Genomic DNA, 25,420 nt, shown 5'->3' on the forward strand with positions numbered 1-25,420 from the left:
CAGGATGCAAGCTACAAGTGACGAACGTAGGAAGACCTGAAGATCGGCGGATTCTGCCAGACCATCAAGACGTCACCGGATGGCCGAAAAGTCGAAGCCCCACCAACGGCAAAACGCTGATGGGGCTTCCCCTTTGCCCGAAAACAGGGCCCAAGGCTGCGGCTATGCTTTCGCCGGCTCCTCCGTGACGGCCAGTTCCACACCGGTGACAGCCAGCTCGCCCTCGCCCACCACTATTGAAATTTCGCGGGCATTGGAGGCTGCCTTCAAGTCGGCCAAGCCGGCATTCAGTTGCCCTGCGAGTCCAGCTGGAGCCGTGATGGTCGCAGTCAGGACTTCCGTGCGCTGCTTCACCTTCGCCTCGGATTTGGCCTTGCGGACACCGCTGAGGGCAACACCAACCGTTGCGAGCATGGTGGTGTCGCCGCCCGGCACCGCCAGGGCGGCCGGCCACGCGGCGCGGTGGACCGAGCCCTTGCGCCACCAGCTCCACACCTCTTCAGTGGCGAACGGCAGGAACGGCGCGAAGAGCCGCAGTAGGGCGTCCAGGGTGGTGGCGAGGGCTGCCAGCACCGAGGCCTGTTCCGCTTCGCCCGCAGCCCCGTAGGCCCTGTCCTTGATGAGCTCCACGTAGTCGTCGGTGAACTGCCAGAAGAAGCTTTCCGTGATCTGCAGCGCCCGAGCGTAGTCGTAGTTCTCGAAGGCCTTCGTGGACTGGGCCACAACGTCGGCGAGCTGTGCCAGGACCGCGCGATCGAGCGGATTGGTGAGGACGGAGAGGTCAGCGGACAGCACCGAGTCCTCCGTGGCGCCCAGGTTCAGGACGAACTTGGAGGCATTGAGCAGCTTGATGGCCAGGCGCCGGCCGATCTTCATCTGGGCGATCTCGTAGGCTGTGTCCGCACCGAGCTTGGCCGAAGCGGCCCAGTACCGGACAGCGTCCGAGCCGTATTCCTCCAGCACGTCGGTGGGTACCACCACGTTGCCCTTGGACTTGGACATCTTCTTGCGGTCCGGGTCCAGGATCCAACCGGAGATGGCGGCGTGCTTCCACGGCGCGCTGTTTTCCAAGGCGTCCGCGCGCACCACGGAGGAGAACAGCCAGGTCCGGATGATGTCGTGGCCCTGAGGCCGGACGTCAAAGGGGAAGACCTTGGCGAAGAGGTCTTCGTCGCGCTTCCAGCCGCCCACGATCTTTGGAGTCAGGGAGGACGTGGCCCAGGTGTCCAGGATGTCCGCGTCACCGGTGAAGCCGCCGGGAACATCGCGCTGGCTTTCGTCGAAGCCGGGAGCGGCGTCCGCTGCCGGGTCCACCGGCAGCTGCCCGTCGGAGGGCACGATGGGGGAGTCGTAGTCCGGGTTGCCGTCGGCGTCCAGGGGGTACCAGACGGGGATGGGCACGCCGAAGAAGCGCTGGCGGGAAACCAGCCAGTCACCGTTCAGGCCGGAAATCCAGTTCTCGTAGCGGGAACGCATGAAGGCAGGATGGAAGTCGATCTCCCGGCCCCGTGCGATGAGCCGCTCCCTGCGGTCCTCGTCGCGTCCACCGTTGCGGATGTACCACTGCCGGGACGTGACCACTTCCAGGGGCTTGTCGCCCTTTTCGTAGAAGTTCACGGGATGCATGATCTTCTTGGGCTCGCCCTCAAGCAGCTCTGCGGCGGTGAGGAGCTTCACCACTTCTTCCTTGGCGCTGAAGACTGTCTTGCCGGCAATCGCGGCGAAGGCCTCGCGGCCGGCATCGGTGGTGATCCACTCGGGAACCTCGCTGATGATCCGGCCGTCCCGGCCAACGATGGCGCGGGTGGGCAGCTGCAGTTCGCGCCACCAGGTGACGTCGGTCAGGTCACCGAACGTACACACCATGGCGATGCCGGAGCCCTTGTCCGCCTTGGCGAGCGGGTGCGCCTTCACCTCAACCTCGACGCCGAAGACGGGCGACGTGACCTTCTTGCCGAACAGCGGCTGGTACCGTTCGTCGTCGGGATTTGCCACCAGTGCGGCGCAGGCAGCCAGCAGCTCGGGACGGGTGGTCTCAATGTGGATCTTCTGTCCGTCCTCGGTGAAGAACGGGTAGCGGTAGTAGGCTCCGGGGACCTCGCGGTCTTCGAGTTCGGCCTGGGCCACTGCGGTACGGAAGGTTACGTCCCAGAGGGTGGGTGCCTCGGCCATGTAGGCGTCGCCCGCCGCCAGGTTGGCCAGGAACGCGCGCTGCGAGACCGCCCGCGAGTTGTCGTCGATGGTCCGGTATGTCAGCTCCCAGTCGACGGACAGGCCCAGTGTCTGGAAGAGGTTTTCGAAGACCTTCTCGTCCTCAACCGCCAGCTCTTCGCAGAGCTCGATGAAGTTCCTTCGGGAGACGACGTCGAAGTCCCGCTGGTTCTTCGCCGGCTGCGCCGGCGGCCGGTAGTCAGGGTTGTACGGGATGGAGGGGTCGCAGCGGACGCCGTAGAAGTTCTGGACCCGGCGCTCGGTGGGCAGGCCGTTGTCGTCCCAGCCCATCGGGTAAAAGACGTTCTTTCCGGTCATGCGCTGGTAGCGCGCCAGCACGTCAGTCTGCGTGTAGGAGAACATGTGCCCCACGTGCAGTGAACCGGAAGCGGTGGGCGGGGGAGTGTCAATCGAGTAGACCTGGTCCCGGGTGGTCTCCCGATTGAACTTGTAGGTCCCCTCGGCCAGCCAGCGCTGCGTGAGCGCAGCTTCGAGGCCCTCGAGGGCCGGCTTGTCCGGAACGTTGATGGGGGTGGTGGTGGGCGTGTCTGTACCCTGTTTGTCTTCAGCCATCTGCCAATTGTTTCATGTCCCGCCGCTTCCGCCCGCCCGGCGTCCATGAGGCACCCCGTGTGCTGCGGTTCATCCGCCGACTCATCGGGAGGCGCCCGTTCGGCAGCCCCGGTTAGGGTGGTGCCATGACTGACATTTCGCAGAAAAAAGCAGCATTGGTGACCGGCGCAAGCAGCGGAATCGGAGAGGCCACCGTCCGTGCCCTCGCGGTGGAGGGTTGGACCGTGTTTGCGGTCGCCCGCCGCGCGGATCGCCTCGCCGCCCTGGCGGAGGAGACCGGCGCCGTCGCAGTCCCTGCCGACATTTCCGAGGACGACGACGTGTCCCGGCTTGTGGCGGAGGTGGCCGAAGCGGGCGGCATCGACACGCTGATCAACATCGCCGGCGGTGCCAGGGGCGCCGACACCATCGCAGCAGCCGACACGGAGGACTGGGAGTGGATGTACCGTGTCAACGTGCTGGGCACCATGAAACTCATCCGGGCGTTCCTGCCGATGCTGCGCGCCAACGGCGAAGGGACGGTGCTCAACCTGACCTCCACGGCGGGGTTGGCAGCCTATGAGGGCGGCGGCGGGTACAACGCGGCGAAATTCGCCCAGCACGCCCTGACCGTGGCCCTTCGGCTGGAGGAAGCCGAGCACAACGTCCGGGTCATCGAGGTGGCACCGGGGCTGGTCCAGACGGAGGAGTTCGCTTTGAACCGGCTCGGTGACCGGCAGGCCGCGGACAAGGTCTACCAAGGGGTGGAGAAGCCGCTCACTGCAGGTGACGTGGCCGGAGTGGTGCGGTACGCAGTGAGCGTTCCGCACCACGTCAACCTCGACCAGATTGTGGTCCGCCCGGTGGCGCAGGCAGCAAACTACAAACTGATCCGGAAGAACTGACCGCAGCAACCCGGCCGGCATCCCCGTGGGCGGCCGGGGCTTCGGGGATCAGCCCGCGGGGACGTCAAGGACCGCCGTGACCGCCGCATGGTCGCTTCCGGCTACCCGGTGCACTACGTAGCCGGAGCTTCCGATGTCCGGGCTTGTCACGACGTGGTCGATGGTGATGCCGGGCAGCAGTTGTCCGTCCATGGGCCAGGTGGGCACCAGCCGTGCGCCGGCCGCGACGCCCACGTCCACAAGGCCAGGACCGTCCCCGCCGCCCAGGAGGTTGCGGAAATCGGCGTGATCGTACGTGGCGTTGAAGTCTCCCATGAGGAGCCTGCTCCCGCCGCCGGCGGCCACCTTTTTGACGGCGGCCAGGTCACTGCGCCATTCCCCTGCCTTGTGTTCAACCGGTGCCCGGGTGTGGACATTGGTCACCTCCAGCACCCCGGCCCGGCCCTGGGACGTAACGGTAATCCGCACGATGGGCATCCGGAACGCAGTGCCGGGAACCTGCCCGGCTTTTTCAAGGGGGAACCGCGAGTACACAGCGCTGCCACCTGCATTATTGGCGGGATCCGTCACCCTATGCTGCAGGAGCGCGTCCAGGCCTTCGGCGGCAAGGCGCTCCTGGAAAGCCTGGGAATGCTCCTGCACGGCGAGCACATCTATCCGGTTCTCCTGCACCAGGCGCACAACCGTGCGGGCATCGGCCCGGCCGAGCTTCGAGTTGAAACTCATCACCCTTAACTCGACTGTTGGTCCGTTGCTGGGCACCCGCTTGCCGGCCGGGAGCGGGAAGAGCCAGAAGGCGATGCAGGCCAGCAGCGCCGAACTGACGGCAGCCTGCCAGCGGTTTCGGCCCAACAGGGCCAGCAGGAGTGCCGCTCCGGCCGGTGCCGCCAGCCACGGGGTGAAAGCAAGCAGTTGGATTGCGCGCAACGGCCACGCGGCAGGGACGGCGCGAAAAATGGACAGGCCCACCATCGGCACCATAAGGAGGAACCAGAGCCATGCGTATGCCCTGCCCGGACGCAATGCCGGCCGAAGCCGTGCAGAGTTGGCCATGTGCTTGAGTCTAGGCATCGGGCCGCACTTGCGCAGCGGGGAAGTGCACCGGCCCAAGGTGCCGGAATGGCGATGGACCGGCGGCGATAGTAGACTCAGAGATGGCTATGACCCGGCAATCACCGGTGAGCTTCCGGAAGAACACGCATCCTGCCGTTACGGGGTACGCGCCAGTAGAACCGGACGGGTAAGCCCGTCACAGCAGTCAATGAGCGGCCGTCGCGGCGCCAGTTCCCTTCGGGGAACACGCAGCGACGGTAAGTGAGGTGGTACCGCGGTGAGCGTGGGGTCCGGCGGACAACACGGCAAGCCGTCCTCGCATCCTGAACGGAACAGCACGGCGCAGGCCGGCAGTTCGCCAAGCTCAACCCAGGATGTCGACATGACGTATTACCCCAAGGCCTCAGCCTCCACTTCTGCCAGCGCGTCGTCCAGCGGCGGTGCCGCTGTTTCCGCCTCCGTGAAGTTTCCGGAGATCGAAGAGCGCATCCTGAAGTACTGGGACCAGGACGGCACCTTCCAGGCCAGCATCGACCAGCGCAGCGCGGACGCTCCCGGCGGCGAGCCCGGCAGCAACGAGTTCGTCTTCTACGACGGCCCGCCCTTCGCCAACGGCCTGCCGCACTACGGGCACCTGCTGACCGGCTACGCCAAAGACCTGGTGGGCCGCTACCAGACCCAGCGCGGCAAGCGCGTGGAGCGCCGTTTCGGCTGGGACACCCACGGCCTGCCCGCCGAGCTTGAGGCCATGAAGCAGTTGGGCATGACGGACAAGACCCAGATCGAAGCTATGGGCATCGACAAGTTCAATGACGCCTGCCGCGCCTCCGTGATGAAGTACGCCGACGAGTGGCGCAATTACGTCACCCGCCAGGCTCGCTGGGTGGACTTCGACAACGACTACAAGACCCTCAACGTGGAGTACATGGAGTCCGTCCTCTGGGCCTTCAAGCAGCTGCACGAAAAGGGCCTGACCTACAACGGCTACCGGGTTCTTCCCTACTGCTGGAAGGACGAGACACCGCTGTCCAACCATGAGCTGCGAATGGACGACGACGTCTACAAGAACCGTCAGGACCAGACGGTCACGGTGACCTTCCCCATCACCGCGGGGGACTCGGAGCTGTCCCGGCAGCTTGCCGGCGTCCAGGCCCTCGCCTGGACCACCACGCCCTGGACGCTGCCCACCAACGCGGCGCTCGCCGTCGGCCCTTCCATCACTTACGCTGTGCTGCCTGCCGGCCCGAACGGCATCAAGGCTGCCTCCGCGGAGGCGCCCGTCACGGGAAGCTTCCTGTTGGCGGCCGACCTGGTGGGCAACTACGCCAAGGACCTGGGCTATGAGGATTTCGAGGCTGCCCAGGCCGCAGTGGTTTCCACCCACACCGGCACGGAACTCGAAGGGCTTGCGTACCAGCCGCTGTGGCACGACTTCGCAGACAACGAAAAGTACGGCATGGAGAACGCCTGGCGGATCCTGGTTGCCGACTACGTCACCACCAGTGACGGCACCGGCATCGTCCACCAGTCGCCTGCCTACGGCGAGGATGACCAGAAGGTGTGCGAGGAAGCCGGCATTCCGGTGATCCTTTCCGTGGACGAAGGCGCCAGGTTCCTGCCGCTGTTCAAGCACGGGGACCTGCACGACATCGCGGGCCTGCAGGTGTTCGAGGCCAACAAGCCCATCACGCAGGTGCTGCGTGCCCAGGGGCGGCTGGTCAAGCAGGCCAGCTACGAGCACAGCTACCCGCACTGCTGGCGCTGCCGCAACCCGCTGATCTACCGTGCGGTGTCCTCCTGGTACGTGGAAGTCACCAAGTTCAAGGACCGCATGTCCGAGCTGAACCAGGAGATCAACTGGATCCCGGGCAACGTCAAGGACGGCCAGTTCGGCAAGTGGCTGGAGAACGCCCGCGACTGGTCCATCAGCCGCAACCGCTACTGGGGCAGCCCCATCCCCGTGTGGCAGTCCAGCGATCCCGAATACCCCCGCACGGACGTTTACGGCTCGCTCGCCGAGATCGAGGCGGACTTCGGCCGCCTGCCGCTGAACAAAGACGGCCAGGTGGACCTGCACCGCCCGTTCATCGACGAACTGACCAGGCCCAACCCGGACGATCCCCGAACTCCCGAAGAGGGCCAGTCCGTCATGCGCCGCGTGGAGGACGTCCTGGACGTCTGGTTCGACTCCGGCTCCATGCCCTACGGCCAGGTGCACTACCCGTTCCAGAACGAGGCCTGGTTCGACACCCACAACCCCGCCGACTTCATCGTGGAGTACATCGGCCAGACCCGCGGCTGGTTCTACATGCTGCACATCCTCTCCACGGCACTGTTCGACCGGCCGGCCTTCCGCAACGTCATCAGCCACGGCATCGTGCTGGGCTCTGACGGGCAGAAGATGTCCAAGAGCCTGCGCAACTACCCGGACGTGTCGGAGGTCCTGGACCGCGACGGCTCGGACGCCATGCGCTGGTTCCTGATGTCCAGCCCCATCCTCCGCGGCGGCAACCTCGTGGTCACCGAGCAGGGAATCCGCGACGGCGTCCGCCAGGTCATCCTGCCGCTGTGGAACGTGTACAGCTTCTTCACGCTCTACACCAACGCGGCCAATGGCGGGGCGGGCTACGACGCGAAGCTGCGCTATGACGGCTACGCCGACACCCTGGACCAGTACCTGCTCGCCAACACCGGCGAGCTGGTCCGCAATATGACCGCCCAGCTGGACAGCTATGACATCTCCGGCGCCTGCGACGAACTGCGCAGTTACCTGGACATGCTCACCAACTGGTACGTCCGCCGGAGCCGGCAGCGGTTCTTCGACGAGAGCGTCGACGCCTTCGACGCGCTCTACACCGCGCTGGAAACCGTCGCCCGCGTAGCCGCATCCCTGCTGCCGCTGGTTTCCGAGGAGATCTGGCGCGGGCTCACGGGCGGGCGCTCCGTGCACCTGGCCGACTGGCCGGACGCCGGGCTGTTCCCGGCCAACCCGGGGCTGGTCGAGGCGATGGACCGCGTACAGCAGATCTGCTCCACCGGGTCCTCCCTGCGCAAGGCCGCGAACCTGCGCGTGCGCCTCCCGCTGCAGGAACTTACGGTCGTGGCACCCGGTGCAGGCGCGCTGGGAGGCTTTGCCGTCGTCGTCGCCGATGAACTGAACCTGCGCTCGGTCCGCCTGCTCGACGCCGAGGCCGCCTCCCCGGAGGAGTTCGGCATCGAGCAGAAGCTCGTGGTCAACGCACGGGCTGCCGGCCCGCGCCTGGGCAAGAACGTCCAGCAGGCCATCAAGGGCTCCAAGTCCGGTGACTGGTCCGTCAGCGACGCCGGGGTGGTCACCGCCGGCGGCCTCGAGCTCGAGCCTCAGGAATACGTCCTGGAAACCGTCGTGGCTGAAGCCGCAGAGGGTGCCGGGTCACGTGCAGCCGCTGTCCTTCCCGGGGGCGGCTTTGTGGTCCTGAACACCGAGGTCACCCCGGAACTGGAAGCAGAGGGACTGGCCCGGGACATGATCCGCGCCATCCAGCAGGCCCGCAAGGACGCCGGGCTGAACGTCAGCGACCGGATCCGGACCACTGTGGCTGCCCGGCAGAACGTCGTGGACGCCCTGCTCGCCAACGCCGACCTGGTCAAGGGTGAGACCCTCACCGTTGACCTGGCGGCAGAACCTTCGGACGCCGCCGAGCCGGCCGTCGCCGTCGAAAAAGTAGAGGCCTGATCCATGACTGACGAATTTTCCGTAGAGAGCGTCTACGCCGAACTGCTGGGCAGGGCGCCGGAAAACAAGATGGAGCCGCGCCTCGCGCCCCTGTTCCGCGCCATGGACGTGCTGGGGGAGCCCAACAAGGCGTTCCCGATCATCCACGTGACCGGCACCAACGGCAAGACCTCCACCGCCCGCATGATCGAATCGGTGCTGAGGGCCCATGGCCTCAGCACCGGACGGTACACCAGCCCGCACCTGTCCAAGGTCACTGAGCGGATCAGCATCGACGGCCACCCGGTTTCCGACGAGACGTTCGTCCGGATCTGGGACGAAATCCGTCCCTACCTGGAGATCGTGGACTCCGAGCTTGAAGCCGAGGGCCAGCCCCGGCTCACCTACTTCGAATGCCTCACCATCCTTGGCTTCGCAATCTTCGCGGACCAGCCGGTCAACGTGGCCGTCATCGAGGTGGGCCTGGGCGGGATCACCGATGCCACCAACGTGGGCGACGGGCAGGTCTCCGTCATCACGCCCATTTCCCTTGACCACACGGACCTCCTGGGCGACACCACGGAGGACATCGCCCATGAGAAGGCGGGAATCATCAAGCCGGGCGGCTACCTCATCAGCGCCGCCCAGCCCCTGGACGCGGCGCAGGTCCTGCTGGAGAAGGCAAAGGACGTGGGCGTGCCGTTCCGCTTCGAAGGCGTGGAATTCGGCGTTGAGTCCCGGACCGTGGCTGTGGGCGGGCAGATGGTGAGCATCCAGGGCATCGCCGGCCGGTACCCGGAACTCCTGGTCCCGCTGCACGGCGCACACCAGGCGCAGAACGCCGCGGTGGCCGTGGCCGCGATCGAGGCATTCTTCGGGGGCGAAAAGGAACTCGACTTCGACGTGCTGCAGGAAGGCTTCGCCAACGTGACGTCGCCGGGCCGGCTTGAAGTGGTCCGGACCGCGCCCACCATCATTGTGGATGCAGCCCATAACCCGGATGGCATCAAGGCGTCGGCTGCCGCCCTGCAGGAAGCCTTCAACTTCACCAGGCTGGTTCCGGTAGTGGGGGTGCTGAAGGAAAAGGACGCCGAGGAGATCCTCCGGCAGCTCAAGGAGTCGCTGGGCGGGATCGCGGAGGAATTCTGCTTCACCCAGTCGAACTCCCCGCGGGCAGTCCCTGCCGCGGAACTGGCCGAACTCGCGGTTGAGCTTGGCTTCGGCGAGGACAACGTGCACATCGCGGAGAAGCTCGACGACGCCCTTGAGTGGGCAGTGGAACGCGCCGAAGCCAACGACGACCTGTCCGGGGGAGTCCTGGTGACAGGCTCCATCACCCTTGTTGCCGAGGCCCGGATCCTGCTCGGAAAGACGGAGGCCTGAGTGCCCAAGCTGACCAAAGCCCAGCGTGAGTGGCGCCCGGGCATGCCCAGGAAGCGCCGCTCCACCAAGGTGATGTTCGCGTCCACCGTGCTGCTGCTGGAAGCCTTCGTCATGTTCTTCGCCACCCTGGCAGTGTTCGGACTTCGCCGCGGGGAGTTCCCGCCGGCCCTCATCCTCGGTGTGGGGATCGGGCTCAGTGTCGTGATGATCGTGGCCTGCGCGTTCCTCACCAGGCCCTGGGGCATCGGGCTGGGCTGGATCCTGCAGCTCGTCCTGGTCCTGACCGGCATCTTCGAGCCCGCCATGTTCCTGGTCGGCGCCCTGTTCGCAGCGGCCTGGTGGTACGGCATCCGCACCGGAATCCGGCTGGACCGCGAGGCCGGGGAGCGCGCCCGCGAGCAGGCGGAGTGGGAGGCGGCGCACCCGGACCAGGCGGCTGGGCCGGGGCAGCAGCCGCAGTCCCCGTAGGCAAAGTCCCCGTAGACTTGTCCCCGAAACCCATCCCAACGCATTGGAGCAGTCGTGACCACTGAGCGCACCCTCGTCCTGATCAAGCCCGACGGCGTCGCCCGCAACCTCACCGGCGCCATCCTGGCCCGGATCGAAGCCAAGGGCTACACCCTGGCCGAACTCAAGAAGGTCGACGCCTCGCGCGAACTCCTGGAGCAGCACTATGAGGAGCACGTCGGCAAGCCCTTCTACGAGCCCCTCGTGGAATTCATGCTCAGCGGCCCCGTTGTTGCGGCGATCTTCGAGGGCCACCGGGTCATCGAGGGATTCCGTTCCCTTGCCGGCACCACCGATCCCACCACGGCGGCCCCGGGCACCATCCGCGGCGACTTTGGCCGTGACTGGGGCCTGAAGGTCCAGCAGAACCTGGTGCACGGCTCCGACTCCACCGATTCCGCGGAGCGCGAGATCAAGATCTGGTTCCAGGGCTGACCGCCCGGGGACAGCAAAAAGCCCCTGGTTCTTCGGAACCAGGGGCTTTTCCCGTCCGCAGGCCTAGAAGCCTGACGTCCCGGCGAAAACCTGGATAAAGGCGAAGAAGATGGTGGCGATAACTGCCACATAGAGCAGGGCCGTGATGATCCAGCCGGAGTCGCCCAGGATGCGGGCGGCCTTGGCAGGTACCGGGATCACGCCGGCGCTGATGTTCCGGATGGTCACCCACACGAAGAGCGGAATCATTGCCGCCCACACAATCATGCAGAACGGGCACAGGATGTGGATGACGTACAGCGCCTGCGACCATAGCCACACCACAAACGCGAAGCCCAGCGTGACGCCGGCCTGCAGGCCAAGCCAGTACCACCGGGCGAAGTTGGCGCCGGCCAGCAGCGCCATTCCCACCGTGATGGTGATGGCGAACGCCACGATGCCGATGAACATGTTGGGGAAGCCGAACAGCGAGCTTTGCCACGTCTGCATCACCTGGCCGCAGGAGATCCAAGGGTTCACATCGCACACCGTGGTGTGGTTAGGGTCCTTGAGGACCTCCAGCTTCTCCAGGACCAGTGCTCCGGACGCGAGCCAGCCAACCACCCCGGTGACCACCAGCAGCCAGCCGAGGGGCCGGTCGCGGGTCATGGGCGGGCGGGCTCCAGCCGCACTGGTGTCCGGGTCAAGAGTCCGTTCCGGCGCGTGGGTGCCGCTGACGGGGGAAATGCTGGGCATTGGCAAGGCGTCCTTTTCATCGGGTGCTCCTTGCCCGATTGTAACGCCGGCGGCTGGAAAGACCCTTCAGGGAGGGAATATGCAGCGCCTCTTCCGCCGTGGAATAGTCCGGGTATGAGAGAATGAACGTGGCTGGAACCCGATCCACATTCGGATTCCGGTCCGGTGGCTTGTTCGCAAGACCGCCAATGATGAGCAGCGCAGGCTTTGGATTTGTCAATCCGGCCTCCCGCAACTCCATTGGGCGGCACCTGGTTGTGACACGTGGAACAACGGGTTTTTGAACATCCTGCCGGCCCCCACGGGCTGCCGCACCCCACTGCCGGTGCGAACCTGGGGGTATCCACTTGACTTCTGTCAACGCCTGCGGGTTTTGACAATATGTGCCCCAATGGGTGCCGGATGTGGCGGTACGTCAGGGGCAGGAGTGTTGCCACATATGGATAATGAACAAGTTTCAGCCGTTAATGATGAAGCCGCCGCCACGGGTGCCGAGGCCGAGCCGAAGAAGGCCACGAGGACCAGGCGGAAAGCCGCTCCCAAGGCCAGTGACGCCCTGATCGCCGAAACAGACGTTGCGGCAGGCACCGCGGGCGCAGATTCCGTGCAGGCAGGGGCCAGCGCCGCCGAATCCGGCGCGAACGCAGTAAACACAGTGCCGGTTACCGACGCCGCTGAGGCGAAGGCACCCGTCCGCCGGAGCCGCTCCAGGAAGAAGGTTGACCCGGCTGAGCCGCTTCCGGCCTTCGCCGAGGAGGCAGCCGCCCCTGCCGCTGCCGGCGACGACGCCGGCGCGCAGGCTGCGTCGGCCGGCGCGCCTTCTGAAGCCGCCGCGGAGGACGCAAAACCCGTCCGACGCCGGCGGGTTGCCACCCGCAAGACCTCCGCCCCGGTGGCGGAGGCTGCGGCTGCGCAGGCAGAGAGTGCGGCGGCGGGAGCTGCGCCCGCCGAAGCCGCACCTGCCGCGGAAGCTCCAGCCGTCGCTGACCCGGCAGTCGCCGCAGCTGAAGCCGAAGCGGCCGCACCGGAACCTGCGGTCCTGCCTTCCGCAGCCGGGCAGGACAACGGCACTCCCGTGCAGGGCCCGCCCGCCGCCGAGGCAGCCGCCCAGGGCGATGCTGCCGCGGAACCCGTAGCCGCCCCTGCCGCTTCCACCGCCCCGGCAAGCCCTTTCGGCTCCCTCTTTTTGGAGCCAGGTTCCGCCACTTCCGTCCTGTTCCAGGCCCCGGATCTCAGCGCTGTTGTCCGGCCCGCGCCGGCCGCCACGGAAGAAGCTGAAGAAGAGGACACCGAGGACGACTCGGACGATGCCGGTAACCGCAGGAGGCGCCGTGGCCGCGGCCGCCGCGGCCGCAGCAGGACTGGCGAGCGTGACGGCGAAGACGCCGAGGGCTCAGATGCCGAGACCGATGCTGCCGATGACGCCGACGAGGAAGCCGCCGGGCAGGCCGACGAAGGCGTGACGTCCCGCCGTCGGCGCCGCCGCCGCCGTGGCGACCAGGACCTTGAACTGACGGGCGGGGGAGACGACGATCCCCCCAACACGGTGACCCGCGTCCGCGCACCGCGCCCCGTGGGAGAACCCGCGGTCAGCAACCGGGTCACCAGCGTCAAGGGCTCCACCCGCCTGGAGGCCAAGAAGCAGCGCCGCCGCGAATCGCGCGACACGGGCCGCCGCCGCACCGTCATCACCGAAGCCGAGTTCCTGGCCCGCCGGGAGTCCGTGGACCGCCAAATGATCGTGCGCCAGCGCGATGACAGAATCCAGATTGCCGTCCTGGAAGACGGCGTCCTGGCCGAGCACTTTGTCTCCAAGACCCAGCAGGATTCCCTGATCGGCAACGTCTACCTGGGCAAGGTCCAGAACGTGCTGCCGTCCATGGAAGCAGCCTTCGTGGACATCGGACGCGGGCGCAACGCCGTCCTGTACGCTGGCGAAGTCAACTGGGAGGCCGTTAACCTCGAGGGCAAGCAGCGCCGCATTGAAAACGCGCTCAAGTCCGGCGACACCGTCCTGGTCCAGGTCACCAAGGACCCCGTGGGCCATAAGGGCGCGCGCCTGACCAGTCAGATCTCACTGCCGGGCCGCTACCTGGTCTTCGTTCCCGGCGGTTCCATGACCGGCATCTCCCGCAAGCTGCCCGACGTCGAACGCAACCGCCTCAAGCGGATCCTCAAGGACCGCCTCCCCGAGCAGGCCGGCGTTATTGTCCGGACCGCTGCGGAAGGCGCCTCCGAGGAAGAGCTGACCCACGACATCAACCGGCTGCGGGCCCAGTGGGAAGGCATCGAAAGCCAGTCGAAGTCCACCAAGATCCTTGCTCCGGAACTGCTGTACGGCGAACCGGACCTGACCATCAAGGTGGTCCGCGACGTCTTCAACGAGGACTTCTCCAAGCTGATCGTCTCCGGCGAGGAAGCCTGGGACACCATCGAGGCCTACGTCACCTACGTCGCTCCCGATCTGGTGGGGCGCCTCGAGAAGTGGACCAAGGACCAGGACATCTTCAGCGCATGGCGGATCGACGAACAGATCCACAAGGCACTGGAACGGAAGGTCTTCCTGCCCTCCGGCGGCTCGCTGGTGATCGACCGCACCGAGGCCATGACTGTTGTGGATGTCAACACCGGCAAATTCACCGGCAGCGGCGGCAACCTTGAAGAGACGGTCACCAAGAACAACCTGGAAGCTGCGGAGGAAGTGGTACGCCAGCTCCGCCTGCGCGATATCGGCGGCATTATCGTCATCGACTTCATCGACATGGTCCTGGAATCGAACCGCGACCTCGTCCTCCGTCGGATGGTGGAGTGCCTGGGACGCGACCGCACCAAGCACCAGGTTGCCGAAGTCACGTCCCTTGGCCTGGTGCAGATGACCCGCAAGCGGATGGGCACCGGGCTGCTTGAAGTGTTTGGCGAGCAGTGCGAGGCCTGCGCCGGCCGCGGCGTGGTGACCCACGATGACCCCGTGGAGCACCGCCGGGCCAATATCGTGGCGGCCGAACACCACGTTCAGCGCTCGGACGCCCGCCCGGACGTCCGGAATGAAAGCCACCGCGCTGAGGCCCAGCGCGGGGACAGCAGCCAGCCCGGCGTCCGTCCAGACCGGAAGCGCCGCCGCGGCCGCGGCGGCCAGCAGGTGGACGCTGCTCCTGCAGCCGCCCTCCACGTGCACACGGTCCACCCCGACCCCACGGACGCCGAGCGGCACGCAAAGGCCGAAGCCACCAGGCTTGCCCTTGCCAATATTGCTGCGGCAGCACACGCCGCCCACCTGCACGACGATGAGGTAGCCGCGGCCCGGCAGGCTCCGCAGGTCCAGCCGGCGGAACCTGAGAAGCACGACGGCGACGCCTCCCGGCCTGCCGCCGTCCTCACCTTTGGCGGGGAGAAAGTTGCCCTGCCGTTCGTGGAGCACGCGGAGGAGCAGCAGCCGAAGCCGGCCCTGACGCTGGACCGGCTCGCCGAAGCCTTCGCCCACCTCGGTGAGCCTGCCCCTGCCGCGGAAGCCACAGCCGGGCAGCCCGAACGGCGGGCACCGGAAAAGGAGCAGCGGGAACCGGAGCAGGTCCGGGCACCGCAGCACGTCCAGGCACCGCAGGCGGAGTCTCCGCAGGTCCGGCCTGAGCCGCTGCAGGCTGCCCATGCGCTGCGCGAAAAGGACTATTCCGACCACACCCTGGAACAGTCCCGCCCGCGCCGGGCGCGCCGCAACCGCAGCGCCAGCCGTGCCCAGGGTGCGGCCAACGAGACCTCCGTCGAGCAGCACGAGAATGTCCCCGCCGCGGCGGCAGGGCATTCACACTCTGCAAAGGCGCCGGAAGCTGACCAGGCAGGTGCCCCTGCGCCAGGCAACGCCAAGCCTGCCGCGGAGCCCATCATCCTGGGTGTCGGGGTTCCCGCTTCGGAACTCTAGGCCACGGCACGCGACACGCTGGATGCCCGGCCGCCCACCACGTGTGGACGGCCGGGCATCCGGCATTTAAGGCCGCACCAGTCGCACTGCGTCACCTTCGCCCTGCGTACCGCAAAAAAGCTAGGCTGGTGAACCGACACGGGGTGCCGCGCACAGAGCCGGCTGAGATCCACACCCGTTGAACCTGTCCGGCTAGCACCGGCGAAGGGATGTCTCTTGTCTTCAACTCTCGAATTGCCCTCTGCCACCCCTCAGGGCGCCCCTGCCCCTGCAGCACAGTCCGGCCAGCGGCCGGACGTGCCCCGGGTCCTCTCGATCGCGGGCTCGGATCCGTCCGGCGGAGCCGGCGTCCAGGCGGACCTGAAAAGCATCGCGGCCCACGGCGGCTACGGAATGGCCGCCATCACTGCCCTCACCGCACAGAACACCCGCGGCGTACGCGGGGTCCACGTTCCGCCTGCTGACTTCCTCACCCGGCAACTTGACGCGCTCAGTGAGGACATCAGCATCGACGCCGTGAAAATCGGGATGCTGGGTGATGTCGCGGTGATCGAAGCTGTCCGGGCGTGGCTCGAAAAAGTCCGTCCCGGCGTCGTGGTTTTGGACCCTGTCATGGTGGCCACCAGCGGTGACCGGCTCCTGCAGGAATCCGCCGAAGCCGCACTTCGCGAGCTGCTGCCGCTGGCGCACCTCATCACGCCCAACCTGGCTGAACTTGCCATGCTGGTGGGCGGGAACGTGCAGGAGAGCTGGGAAGGCGCCCTGGAACAGGGCCGCGAGCTCTCTTCCGCCACCGGGGCGACGGTGCTTGTGAAGGGCGGACACCTGGCCGGGGACGAATGCCCCGACGCCCTTGTCAACACTGCAGGCACGCTTGGCCAGGACGTGGTGGTGGTCCCGGGCAGGCGGGTGGCAACGCTGAACAGCCACGGCACCGGTTGTTCACTGTCATCAGCCATGGCCACAGTCCAGGTGCGGCTGGGGGACTGGGAGGCAGCCCTCCGGGAGGTCAAGCCCTGGCTGTCCGGCGCGCTGGAGGCCTCGGAGTCGCTGGAGGTGGGTACGGGCAACGGACCAGTCCACCACTTCCACCACCTTCAGCCGGAGCCTGCTGAAGGCAGCTTCGCGGCGCGGCTGTGGGCTGAAGCGGAGGAGCACCTGGAAGCCATCTATTCCCTGGCGTTTATCCGGGACCTGGCCTCCGGCGACCTGGCCGAGAAACAGTTTGGCTACTACCTGGCCCAGGACGCCATCTACCTCAACGGTTATTCACGGGTGCTCGCGCGGACAAGTGCCCTGGCCCCCACCGAGGCAGAGCAACTCTTCTGGGCACGTTCCGCCGCGCAATGCCTGGAGGTCGAGTCTGAACTGCACCGCTCCTGGCTCAGTACCCGGACCGTTGAGCCGCAGCTGGGACCCGTAACCAAGTCCTACGTGGACCACCTGGTGGCGGCATCGGCGTCGGGCAGTTATGCCGTGCTGGCGGCAGCCGTCCTGCCCTGCTTCTGGCTGTACGCGGAGGTGGGCAAAACGCTCCACGCACAGTTCGTGGCTGCCGGGGAGCCGGCGGGCCATCCCTACGCGGAGTGGCTGCGCACATACGCGGATGAGGACTTCGCCGCGGCCACCCGCAGGGCGGTTGCCATTGTGGACAGTGCGGGGCGCACCGCTCCGGCGCATGAGAAGGATGCCATGGCCACGGCATTCAGGCAGTCCTGCCGCCTGGAAGTTGAATTTTTCGACGCGCCGCGCCTTCATTCCTGACGTCCGGACGGCCGCCGCGCCGGTACTATGGTGGGGCACCCCCCGGCCAAGGAAATGTGTTGTGGTACCTATCACAGACAACCCGCCGGAACCAGCCTCATTTGCGGCCGAAGCCAAAACTAGCGTATTCTAGATCTTCGGTGCTTACGCCAACACTTGGGTTATGACCCCACGGCGTTGAGGCACAGCGAGAGCCCAACCAATTATGGAACCGGGTTCCGCACGCAAATTTGTAATAAACGTCGAGAGAAGTGAGTTCCCAAGTGGTGTACGCGATTGTCCGCGCAGGCGGCCGCCAAGAGAAGGTTTCCGTTGGAGACTTCGTTACCCTGAACCGCGTCGCCGGTGGAGCTGGCAGCACCATTCAGCTGCCCGCACTGCTCCTGGTTGATGGTGACAAGGTCACCTCCGCCGCTGCTGACCTGGCCAAGGTAACTGTTACGGCTGAGATCCTCCAGGACCTCCGTGGTCCTAAGATTGTGATCCAGAAGTTCAAGAACAAGACCGGTTACAAGAAGCGCCAGGGTCACCGCCAGGAACTGACCAAGGTCAAGATCACTGGTATCAAGTAACCTTCCGTTACTGTTCAGGTTTTTCAGCAGATTCCCCAGAATTTAGAGGCAGGCATTTCAGATGGCACATAAAAAGGGCGCGAGCTCCACTCGCAACGGTCGTGACTCCAACGCACAGTACCTCGGCGTCAAGCGCTTCGGCGGTCAGGTAGTTTCCGCAGGCGAGATCATCGTCCGCCAGCGCGGCACCCACTTCCACCCGGGCGCCGGCGTTGGCCGCGGCGGCGACGACACCCTGTTCGCCCTGACCCCGGGCGCCGTTGAATTCGGCACCCGCCGCGGTCGTCGCGTCGTCAACATCGTTGCTGCTGCAGCTGCAGAGTAACAACCAGTTCTGAAGCGGTGGAGCGGGCCATGTGGTCCGCTCCACTGTTCTTTTAACCGCATTACAATCGTCTTGGCGCCCTTGGGTGTCCAGGAAACAGCACTGAGGAGATCCACGTGGCCAGCTTTGTAGACCGGGTAGTACTGCACGTATCCGGCGGTACCGGCGGCCACGGGTGCGTCTCCGTCCACCGTGAGAAGTTCAAGCCGCTGGGTGGTCCCGACGGCGGCAACGGCGGCAACGGCGGCGACGTGATCCTTCGCGTGGACCACCAGACCACCACGCTCCTTGACTACCACCACGCGCCCCACCGCCACGCCACCAACGGCGGCCCGGGCATGGGGGACTGGCGCGGCGGAAAGAACGGCGAGACGCTCATCCTGCCCGTTCCGGACGGCACGGTGGTCAAGTCCAAGGACGGCACCGTCCTCGCCGACCTCGTGGGCGAAGGCACCGAGTACGTGGCTGCGGCGGGCGGCATCGGCGGCCTGGGCAACGCCGCGCTCTCTTCGCAAAAGCGCCGCGCTCCCGGCTTTGCCCTCCTCGGCATCGAAGGCGAGTCCAGCGACATTGTGCTGGAACTGAAGTCAATTGCGGATATTGCCCTGGTGGGTTTCCCGTCCGCCGGCAAGTCCAGCCTTATCGCCGCCATGTCCGCGGCGCGGCCCAAGATCGCCGACTACCCCTTCACCACCCTGATTCCCAACCTGGGCGTAGTTCAGGCCGGGGATGTCCGCTTCACCATTGCAGACGTACCGGGGCTGATTGAAGGCGCCAGCGAGGGCAAGGGCCTCGGCCACCACTTCCTCCGCCATGTGGAGCGGTGCGCGGCGCTGGTCCATGTCCTGGACTGCGGCACGCTGGAGGCCGACCGCGACCCCCTCTCGGACCTGGCCGTCATCGAGGCCGAACTCGAAAAGTACGCCGTGGACATGAGCTACGCGGGCCAGGACGGTGAAGTGGTTCCGCTGAACCACCGCCCCCGCCTGGTGGCACTGAACAAGGTGGACCTGCCGGACGGCAAGGACATGGCCGAGTTCGTCCGCCCCGAACTGGAATCCCGCGGCTACCGGGTCTTTGAAATCTCGGCAACTAGCCACGAGGGCCTCCGCCAGCTGGGCTTTGCCATGGCCGAAATCGTCCAGGCGGCCCGGGACGCGGTGGCTGCTGCGCCGCCCAAGGTGCAGCCCGTTGTCATCAAGCCCCGCGCGGTCAATGAAGCAGGCTTCCGGATCCGCCGGGAAGAGAAGGGCCTTGAGCCGCTGTTCCGCGTGCTGGGCGAAAAGCCGGTGCGCTGGGTCAAGCAGACGGACTTCACCAACGAGGAAGCCATCGGCTACCTCGCTGACCGCCTGGCAAAGCTCGGCGTGGAGACGGAGCTGTTCAAGCAGGGCGCCAAGCCCGGCGACACAGTTGTTATTGGCGAGGATGACGGCGTTGTCTTCGACTGGGAGCCCACCATGATGGCCGGTGCGGAACTGCTGGCCTCGCCGCGCGGCACCGACGTCCGGTTTGCCGATATCGGCGACCGCCCCACGCGCGGACAGAAACGTGAAGAGCAGCAGGAACGCAAGGACGCCAGGGCGGCCGCCCGCGCCGAACTTGAAGCCGAGCGCAAGGCCGGCATCTGGACCGAGTCCGTGAGCAGCCGCCGGGTCGCCAAGCCGCTCAAGGAGAGTGGACTGGACGCAGGCGATGAGTTCTAGGGCTGCAGCTGCGGTGCCGCTGGCGCGGTCCGTGGACAGGAGCGTGCTCGCCAGCGCCCGCAGGATCGTGGTGAAGGTTGGCTCGTCGTCGCTGACCAGCATCAAGGGCGGCATCTCGGAAGAGGCGCTGACTGCCCTGGCTGACGCGTTGGCGGCCAAACGCAACACCGGCACCGAAATCATCCTGGTCTCCTCCGGTGCCATCGCCGCGGGCCTGGCACCCCTGGGCCTTGCCAAGCGCCCCCGCGATCTTGCCACCCAGCAGGCAGCTGCCAGCGTGGGGCAGGGCCTCCTGATGGCCCGCTACACCCAGGCCTTCGGGGCGCACGGTGTGACGGTCAGCCAGGTGCTGCTCACCGCCGAAGACCTCATGCGGCGCAGCCAGCACACCAATGCCTTCCGCGCCCTGGATCGGCTGCTCAACCTTGGCGTGGTGCCGGTGGTCAATGAAAACGACACCGTGGCCACGCATGAAATCCGCTTCGGTGACAACGACCGGCTCGCTGCCCTCGTTGCCCACCTGGTCCGGGCCGATGCCCTCGTGCTGCTGTCCGACGTCGACTCCCTCTACGACGGCCCGCCGTCACTTGGCGCGAAGCGGATCCCGCTCGTTGAGGGCCCCGCGGACCTGGATGGCGTCTCCATCGGGAAACCCGGCAAGGCAGGCGTGGGCACCGGCGGGATGCTGACCAAGGTGGAAGCGGCCACCATGGCAGCCGGCTCCGGCATCCATGCCCTTGTCACTTCCACCCCTAACGCGGCGGCTGCCCTTAACGGCGAGGACGTGGGCACCTGGTTCACGGTCAACGGTGCCCGCAAGCCCGTCCGCCTCCTGTGGCTGGCGCACGTCGCCTCCGTCCAAGGGCGGCTGGTGCTGGACGAAGGCGCCGTCAAGGCTGTGCGGCACCACCGCACCTCGCTGCTTCCCGCAGGCATCTCCGCCGTCCACGGTGAATTTGAAGCGGGCGACGCCGTCGAGATAGCAGCTGCCGACGGCACCGTGGTTGCGCGGGGACTGGTGAACTATTCGTCAGCGGAGTTGCCGCAGATGCTTGGCCGGTCCACCAGGGACCTGGGTGAGGCGCTGGGCAGCGGCTATGACCGCGAAGTTGTTCACGTTGATGACCTGGTGCTGGTTTGAGCTTCCCGCTCGCCTAAACTTGGAACATGACTGAGGCCCTGATCCACAACACGACTGCTGAAAATCCCGGAGATACTGCCGCCACCGAGGCGCAGCCGGCTAATTCATCCGTGGCGCAGGTGCCGGCTGACTCCCCGCTGTCTTCGGGCGATATTGAGGCAGCAGTCCATGCCATTGCGGACCGCTCCCGTGACGCCGCGCGCCGTATGGCCATGGCAAACCGGGCCTGGAAGGACCGCGCCCTCCGTACCGTCGGCGCAGCCTTGGAGGAGAACACCGGGGCCATTCTTACGGCCAACGCCATGGACGTGGCGGCAGGAAAAGCCAATGGCACCTCCGCCGCCATGCTGGACCGCCTTACCCTGACGGAAACCCGCATCTCGGGACTCGTGGCAGCTTTGGAAAACCTGGCCAACCTTCCCGATCCCGTGGGTAACGTGGTCCGCGGGCAGACGCTTCCCAACGGCCTGCGCCTCCGGCAGGTGAACGTGCCCATGGGTGTGGTGGCGGCAATCTACGAAGCACGGCCGAACGTCACCGTGGACATTGCGGGGCTGGCACTCAAGAGCGGCAACGCCGTGATCCTGCGCGGCGGCACTGCCGCCCAAGCTACCAACGAGGTGCTGGTGCGGGTACTGCGTGAAGCGCTGGAGTCCGTAGGCCTGCCTGCCGACGCCGTCCAGACAGTCGACCAGTACGGCCGCGCAGGTGCCAACGTCCTCATGAAGGCGCGCGGCAGGGTGGACGTGCTGATTCCCCGCGGCGGCCGGGAGCTCATCCAGACCGTTGTCGTCAACTCGGCCGTGCCTGTGATCGAGACCGGTGAAGGGAACGTGCACATCTTCATCGATGAATCGGCCAGCGAGGATATGGCAGTCGAGATCCTCCTCAACGCCAAGACCCAGCGGCCCAGCGTCTGCAACACGGTGGAGACGCTCCTGGTCCACTCGGGATCCCCCGTTCTTCCTGCCGTGGCAGCCGCGCTCCGCCAGGCAGGGGTCCGGCTGCATGCCGACGAGCGGGTCCGCGCGGCCCTGCCCGCCTCCATCGAGTCCGAACCTGCCACTGAGGAGGACTGGGGCACGGAGTACATGGACCTGGACCTCGCGGTGGCCATGGTGGACAGCCTGGACGAGGCCGTGCAGCACATCCGTACGTGGTCCACGGGCCACACGGAGGCGATCCTCACCAACGATCTCCGTAACGCAGAACGGTTCATCGCCGAGGTTGATTCTGCTGCCGTCATCGTGAATGCCTCCACCCGGTTCACCGACGGCGGGGAGCTTGGCCTCGGCGCCGAGGTGGGCATTTCCACCCAAAAGCTGCACGCGCGGGGCCCCATGGGGCTGACCGAGCTCACTACCACGAAGTGGATCGTGCAGGGCGAGGGCCAGGTGCGCGGGTAGCGCACGGTAACATAGACCAGAAGTCAGAAACGGCGGAGCTTTCCGCTGCCACAATAGTTTGAGCCCAAGGGGAGAAAATGCTGTTCCAGCAGATTGCCACGTCCGTCGCCGAAGGCGGAGAACACGAACTCGCGCCGCTGTGGGCTGAGCCGTGGGTCTTCGGGGTGGTTATTTTCGCCCTCCTGCTGGTGCTGATGTTCATCACCTTGTCCTACTCCAACCTGGGCAACCGCCACGCAGCAACCGAGGAGCACGCGGACCCGCACCGCCAGCACCCCAACAAGCACGATCACGGGCAGGGCCGCTAACATTTCCCGCGCCCTGCACCGCTCGGGTGCCACCGGCAGGCTGCGGCTTGGCGTGATGGGCGGGACGTTCGATCCCATCCATCACGGCCACTTGGTCGCAGCCAGCGAAGTGGCGGCGGAATTCGACCTGGACGAGGTGGTTTTCGTCCCCACCGGCCAGCCGTGGCAGAAGTCCCACCAGCACGTCAGCGAGCCCGAGCACCGCTACCTCATGACAGTCATCGCGACGGCCTCCAATCCGCGCTTCACTGTGAGCAGGGTAGACATTGAGCGGCCAGGTCCCACCTACACCATCGACACCCTCCGGGACCTCCGCGCCCAGCGTCCCGACGCTGACCTGTTCTTCATCACCGGAGCGGACGCACTGGCACAAATCCTTTCCTGGAAGGACATCGACGAACTGTGGTCGCTCGCCCACTTTGTGGGAGTCACCAGGCCGGGCCATGTCCTCGACGGGATGGGACGCGCTGACGTGAGCCTCCTTGAGGTTCCGGCCATGGCCATCTCCTCCACGGACTGCCGCACGCGCGTGGCGGCGAACAACCCGGTCTGGTACCTGGTGCCGGACGGCGTTGTCCAGTACATCGCCAAGTACGGCCTGTACGCCGACGCCGTGGAAGCCGGCGATGTCCCAACTTCCCAAGCACGTGAACCAGCCAGTACTGAATGAGTTCTCAATGAGTCAGGAACAGCCCCCCATCCGCAGCCGCCGGGAACTCCGGAAGGCCAGGGATGCCCAACAGCCCGTGCCCGCCGGCACGGAGCAGCTTTCCCCTGCCGCGAACCCGCCTGCTGCCACCCCTTCGGCCCCCGGGCCCGCTGCTGCTGTGTCCGAGCAAACCTCCACTCAACGGTCGTCCCAGATCCGGGCGCGCGACCGCGCAGCCCTGCGCACCCTTAAGGAGCTGGAGGAAAAAGAGGGCCAGCTCTCTGCCGGAGGGCCACCCACCCGGCGCCAGCTCCGCCTGCAGCAGCTCAAGGAACAGGCGCTGACCGCGGCCAACCCCGTTGTGCCGCCGTCGTCCGTCCAGACCGATGCCGCCGCTCAGGTGCAGGAGGGCCGGGGCGCGGGGGAGCGGGCTGCCCAGGACGGCAAGAAACCCTCCGGTGCGGAGCCGAGTCCTGCAGCCCCTGCGGGCATGACGGTTGAACAGGCCCTGGCGGCACGGGCACTGCTCGCCGAGCAGGCCAAGAACCAGATCGCCAAGATGGAGCACATCGCCTCCCTGGACCCGGAAGCGGTTGACCCGGAGATCCTGGCGGAGCAGATCGCCCTGGCCGAACGTGCGGCCATCCTGAACCGCCGCGCCATTGCCAAGCAGAAGCTGGCCGAGCAGGCCGGAGCCCCGGTTGCGCCGTCGAGGGATCCTGCCAAGAGCCCGGCGCGGGAACCCGGCGCCGGGGACCAGGCCGGCCCGGCAAGCCAGCGCCCGGCGCCATCGACGGCCAGCAACCTTGCCATGGTCACCCCGCTGGAGTTCGTGCAGGTTCCCGGCATCGACCGGCCGGTCATGAAGCCGCCCGCAACCTCACATGTCCCGGTCACCACCCGTCCGGGGTCGAAGGTTACGGCGCCCGGAACCAAGAAACGGCGCCCTGCGGGCCCTCAGCGTCCGGCCGCACCCGATGCCGGTTCGGGCCGCTCCCACGTCATTGCCAGGGCGGAAGCCGCAGCCCGGGCGGCTGCCCGTCCGCGGCCCGTGATGACCGACGCGAACCAGGCGGAGGACCTCTTTGAGGACCTCCCGCGGATCCCCGCCAGGTCGGCCTACGGCCTGGAGCCCCTGGACGCTGCCACGGCCGGACTGGCCCGGGCGCAGCGGAACAGGGTCCTGCAGTTCTGCATCCTGGCATTCGGAATCGTGGCCCTGGTCTCGGGCATCATCCTCATCATCAGCGGCATGTCCCGCTGAGCCGCGTTCCGCCACTTAGAGTTTCCACCCAACAAGGAGTCACGTGACTGCATCAGAATCATCCATCACCATAGCCCGCGCCGCCGCCAAGGCAGCCGCGGACAAGATCGCGCAGGATATCGTTGCCCTGGACGTCAGCGAGCGGCTCGCCCTGGCCGACGTCTTCCTCATTGCCTCCGCACCCAGCGAGCGGCAGGTCAACGCAATCGTGGACGGGATCGAGGAAGAGCTCGCCAAGCAGGATCTGCGGCCTGTCCGCCGTGAAGGCCGTTCCGGCGGCCGCTGGGTACTGCTGGACTACTCGGACGTTGTGATCCATGTCCAGCATGAGGAAGACCGCGTTTTCTACGCCCTGGAGCGCCTCTGGAAGGACTGCCCCGTCGTTGACCTGCAGCTCGGTGACGACACCTCCGTAAAGGCTGTTGCTGCGTCCGAGAGCGAGTAAATCCGCGGAACCACGCGGAATATGCCCGATTTGGAATTTTCGGAATTGCTGTTCTAAGATATTTGAGTTGCTTCGGGGAAAGCCGAAAAGCTTGAAGGAGCGGCAATAGTTCGGGGCTGTGGCGCAGCTGGTAGCGCACCTGCATGGCATGCAGGGGGTCAGGGGTTCGAGTCCCCTCAGCTCCACCGGACGGTCCGCCGGAATCACTGCGATTCCGGCGGATTTTTTTGTGTGCTTTTACCTGCCCCGGCTGGGAGCCGATGCGGCCGCCAAGGCGGACCAGGCCGATTGGCGTGAGCGGCGAAAGTGCATTAAGCTGAACAGGTTGCTTCGAGGTGGTAAACCGGGGGCGGCAAAGTCCGGGGCTGTGGCGCAGCTGGTAGCGCACCTGCATGGCATGCAGGGGGTCAGGGGTTCGAGTCCCCTCAGCTCCACCGGCACAAAAGGGA

The 25,420-nt window shown here is 66.4% G+C and carries 19 protein-coding genes, 2 tRNA genes and 1 riboswitch; of the genes, 18 read left to right on the forward strand and 3 right to left on the reverse strand.

What is annotated here, in order from left to right; genetic code table 11:
* Nucleotides 1-162 precede the first annotated feature (162 nt).
* A complete protein-coding gene (gene valS, locus GK109_RS18450) occupies nucleotides 163-2,784 on the reverse strand; it encodes a valine--tRNA ligase (RefSeq protein WP_157241963.1) in 2,622 nt (873 codons plus the stop codon).
* A 125-nt stretch (nucleotides 2,785-2,909) separates the two neighbouring features.
* Here valS and GK109_RS18455 point away from each other — a divergent pair, with 125 nt between their 5' ends.
* Nucleotides 2,910-3,668 (forward strand): SDR family oxidoreductase, encoded by a 759-nt coding sequence (locus GK109_RS18455; protein ID WP_157241964.1) that lies wholly within the window; start codon nucleotides 2,910-2,912, stop codon nucleotides 3,666-3,668.
* Nucleotides 3,669-3,716: 48 nt separating this feature from the next.
* Here GK109_RS18455 and GK109_RS18460 read toward each other — a convergent pair whose 3' ends face one another.
* A complete protein-coding gene (locus GK109_RS18460) occupies nucleotides 3,717-4,721 on the reverse strand; it encodes an endonuclease/exonuclease/phosphatase family protein (RefSeq protein WP_157241965.1) in 1,005 nt (334 codons plus the stop codon).
* Between the two features lie 382 nt (nucleotides 4,722-5,103).
* Between GK109_RS18460 and ileS the strand changes: the two genes are divergently transcribed.
* From ileS to ndk, 4 genes are read left to right on the forward strand one after another with little or no spacing between them, the layout of a single operon-like run.
* A complete protein-coding gene (gene ileS, locus GK109_RS18465; protein ID WP_157241966.1) occupies nucleotides 5,104-8,436 on the forward strand; it encodes an isoleucine--tRNA ligase in 3,333 nt (1,110 codons plus the stop codon).
* A 3-nt stretch (nucleotides 8,437-8,439) separates the two neighbouring features.
* The gene (locus GK109_RS18470) at nucleotides 8,440-9,798 is read left to right on the forward strand and encodes a folylpolyglutamate synthase/dihydrofolate synthase family protein (RefSeq protein ID WP_157241967.1); all 1,359 of its coding nucleotides are present in this window, start codon (nucleotides 8,440-8,442) and stop codon (nucleotides 9,796-9,798) included.
* A complete protein-coding gene (locus GK109_RS18475) occupies nucleotides 9,799-10,266 on the forward strand; it encodes a DUF4233 domain-containing protein (RefSeq protein WP_321213744.1) in 468 nt (155 codons plus the stop codon). It abuts the gene before it with no gap.
* Nucleotides 10,267-10,320: 54 nt separating this feature from the next.
* On the forward strand, nucleotides 10,321-10,740 hold the full coding sequence (gene ndk / locus GK109_RS18480) for a nucleoside-diphosphate kinase (protein WP_228403670.1): 420 nt from the start codon (nucleotides 10,321-10,323) through the stop codon (nucleotides 10,738-10,740).
* Nucleotides 10,741-10,803: 63 nt separating this feature from the next.
* Here ndk and GK109_RS18485 read toward each other — a convergent pair whose 3' ends face one another.
* Entirely contained in the window at nucleotides 10,804-11,475 is a 672-nt protein-coding gene (locus tag GK109_RS18485) for a vitamin K epoxide reductase family protein (RefSeq protein WP_157241968.1), read from the reverse strand.
* A 439-nt stretch (nucleotides 11,476-11,914) separates the two neighbouring features.
* On the opposite strand from GK109_RS18485, the gene GK109_RS18490 reads away from it, so the two are divergent.
* The 13 genes from GK109_RS18490 to GK109_RS18550 all read left to right on the forward strand — a co-directional run bounded on the left by GK109_RS18490 (nucleotide 11,915) and on the right by GK109_RS18550 (nucleotide 25,405).
* Nucleotides 11,915-15,391, forward strand: a complete 3,477-nt coding sequence (locus GK109_RS18490) for an Rne/Rng family ribonuclease (protein WP_157241969.1) — start codon at nucleotides 11,915-11,917, stop codon at nucleotides 15,389-15,391.
* 129 nt (nucleotides 15,392-15,520) lie between these two features.
* A riboswitch (TPP riboswitch) is annotated at nucleotides 15,521-15,618 on the forward strand.
* Nucleotides 15,608-17,155: a bifunctional hydroxymethylpyrimidine kinase/phosphomethylpyrimidine kinase gene (gene thiD, locus GK109_RS18495; protein WP_370460689.1), complete on the forward strand. Its 1,548-nt coding sequence runs from the start codon at nucleotides 15,608-15,610 to the stop codon at nucleotides 17,153-17,155. It overlaps the preceding riboswitch by 11 nt.
* Nucleotides 17,156-17,418: 263 nt before the next feature.
* A complete protein-coding gene (rplU, locus tag GK109_RS18500) occupies nucleotides 17,419-17,727 on the forward strand; it encodes a 50S ribosomal protein L21 (protein ID WP_066276623.1) in 309 nt (102 codons plus the stop codon).
* Nucleotides 17,728-17,788: 61 nt separating this feature from the next.
* Nucleotides 17,789-18,052 carry a 50S ribosomal protein L27 gene (rpmA, locus tag GK109_RS18505; protein ID WP_009372867.1) on the forward strand — a complete coding sequence of 88 codons (264 nt, stop codon included), beginning with the start codon at nucleotides 17,789-17,791 and terminating at the stop codon, nucleotides 18,050-18,052.
* Nucleotides 18,053-18,168: 116 nt separating this feature from the next.
* Complete coding sequence (gene obgE, locus GK109_RS18510; RefSeq protein WP_323057040.1) at nucleotides 18,169-19,758, forward strand: GTPase ObgE; 1,590 nt, start codon at nucleotides 18,169-18,171, stop codon at nucleotides 19,756-19,758.
* Entirely contained in the window at nucleotides 19,748-20,899 is a 1,152-nt protein-coding gene (gene proB / locus GK109_RS18515; RefSeq protein ID WP_157241970.1) for a glutamate 5-kinase, read from the forward strand. The genes obgE and proB overlap by 11 nt, the downstream gene beginning before the upstream one ends.
* A 26-nt stretch (nucleotides 20,900-20,925) precedes the next feature.
* Nucleotides 20,926-22,305 (forward strand): glutamate-5-semialdehyde dehydrogenase, encoded by a 1,380-nt coding sequence (locus tag GK109_RS18520; protein ID WP_157241971.1) that lies wholly within the window; start codon nucleotides 20,926-20,928, stop codon nucleotides 22,303-22,305.
* 77 nt (nucleotides 22,306-22,382) lie between these two features.
* Nucleotides 22,383-22,613, forward strand: coding sequence for a hypothetical protein (locus tag GK109_RS18525; RefSeq protein WP_157241972.1), 231 nt, complete (start codon nucleotides 22,383-22,385; stop codon nucleotides 22,611-22,613).
* Nucleotides 22,614-22,653: 40 nt separating this feature from the next.
* Nucleotides 22,654-23,283 (forward strand): nicotinate-nucleotide adenylyltransferase, encoded by a 630-nt coding sequence (gene nadD / locus GK109_RS18530; protein ID WP_255428835.1) that lies wholly within the window; start codon nucleotides 22,654-22,656, stop codon nucleotides 23,281-23,283.
* A gap of 7 nt (nucleotides 23,284-23,290) precedes the next feature.
* The gene (locus tag GK109_RS18535) at nucleotides 23,291-24,526 is read left to right on the forward strand and encodes a hypothetical protein (protein WP_157241974.1); all 1,236 of its coding nucleotides are present in this window, start codon (nucleotides 23,291-23,293) and stop codon (nucleotides 24,524-24,526) included.
* A 43-nt stretch (nucleotides 24,527-24,569) separates the two neighbouring features.
* Nucleotides 24,570-24,971, forward strand: a complete 402-nt coding sequence (rsfS, locus tag GK109_RS18540; RefSeq protein WP_321213738.1) for a ribosome silencing factor — start codon at nucleotides 24,570-24,572, stop codon at nucleotides 24,969-24,971.
* Nucleotides 24,972-25,083: 112 nt separating this feature from the next.
* A tRNA-Ala gene (locus GK109_RS18545) sits at nucleotides 25,084-25,156 on the forward strand.
* Between the two features lie 176 nt (nucleotides 25,157-25,332).
* Nucleotides 25,333-25,405 (forward strand) — tRNA-Ala (locus GK109_RS18550).
* Nucleotides 25,406-25,420: the final 15 nt, after the last annotated feature.

It is taken from the genome of Pseudarthrobacter sp. GA104 (assembly GCF_009741265.1).
Taxonomy (GTDB): domain Bacteria; phylum Actinomycetota; class Actinomycetes; order Actinomycetales; family Micrococcaceae; genus Arthrobacter.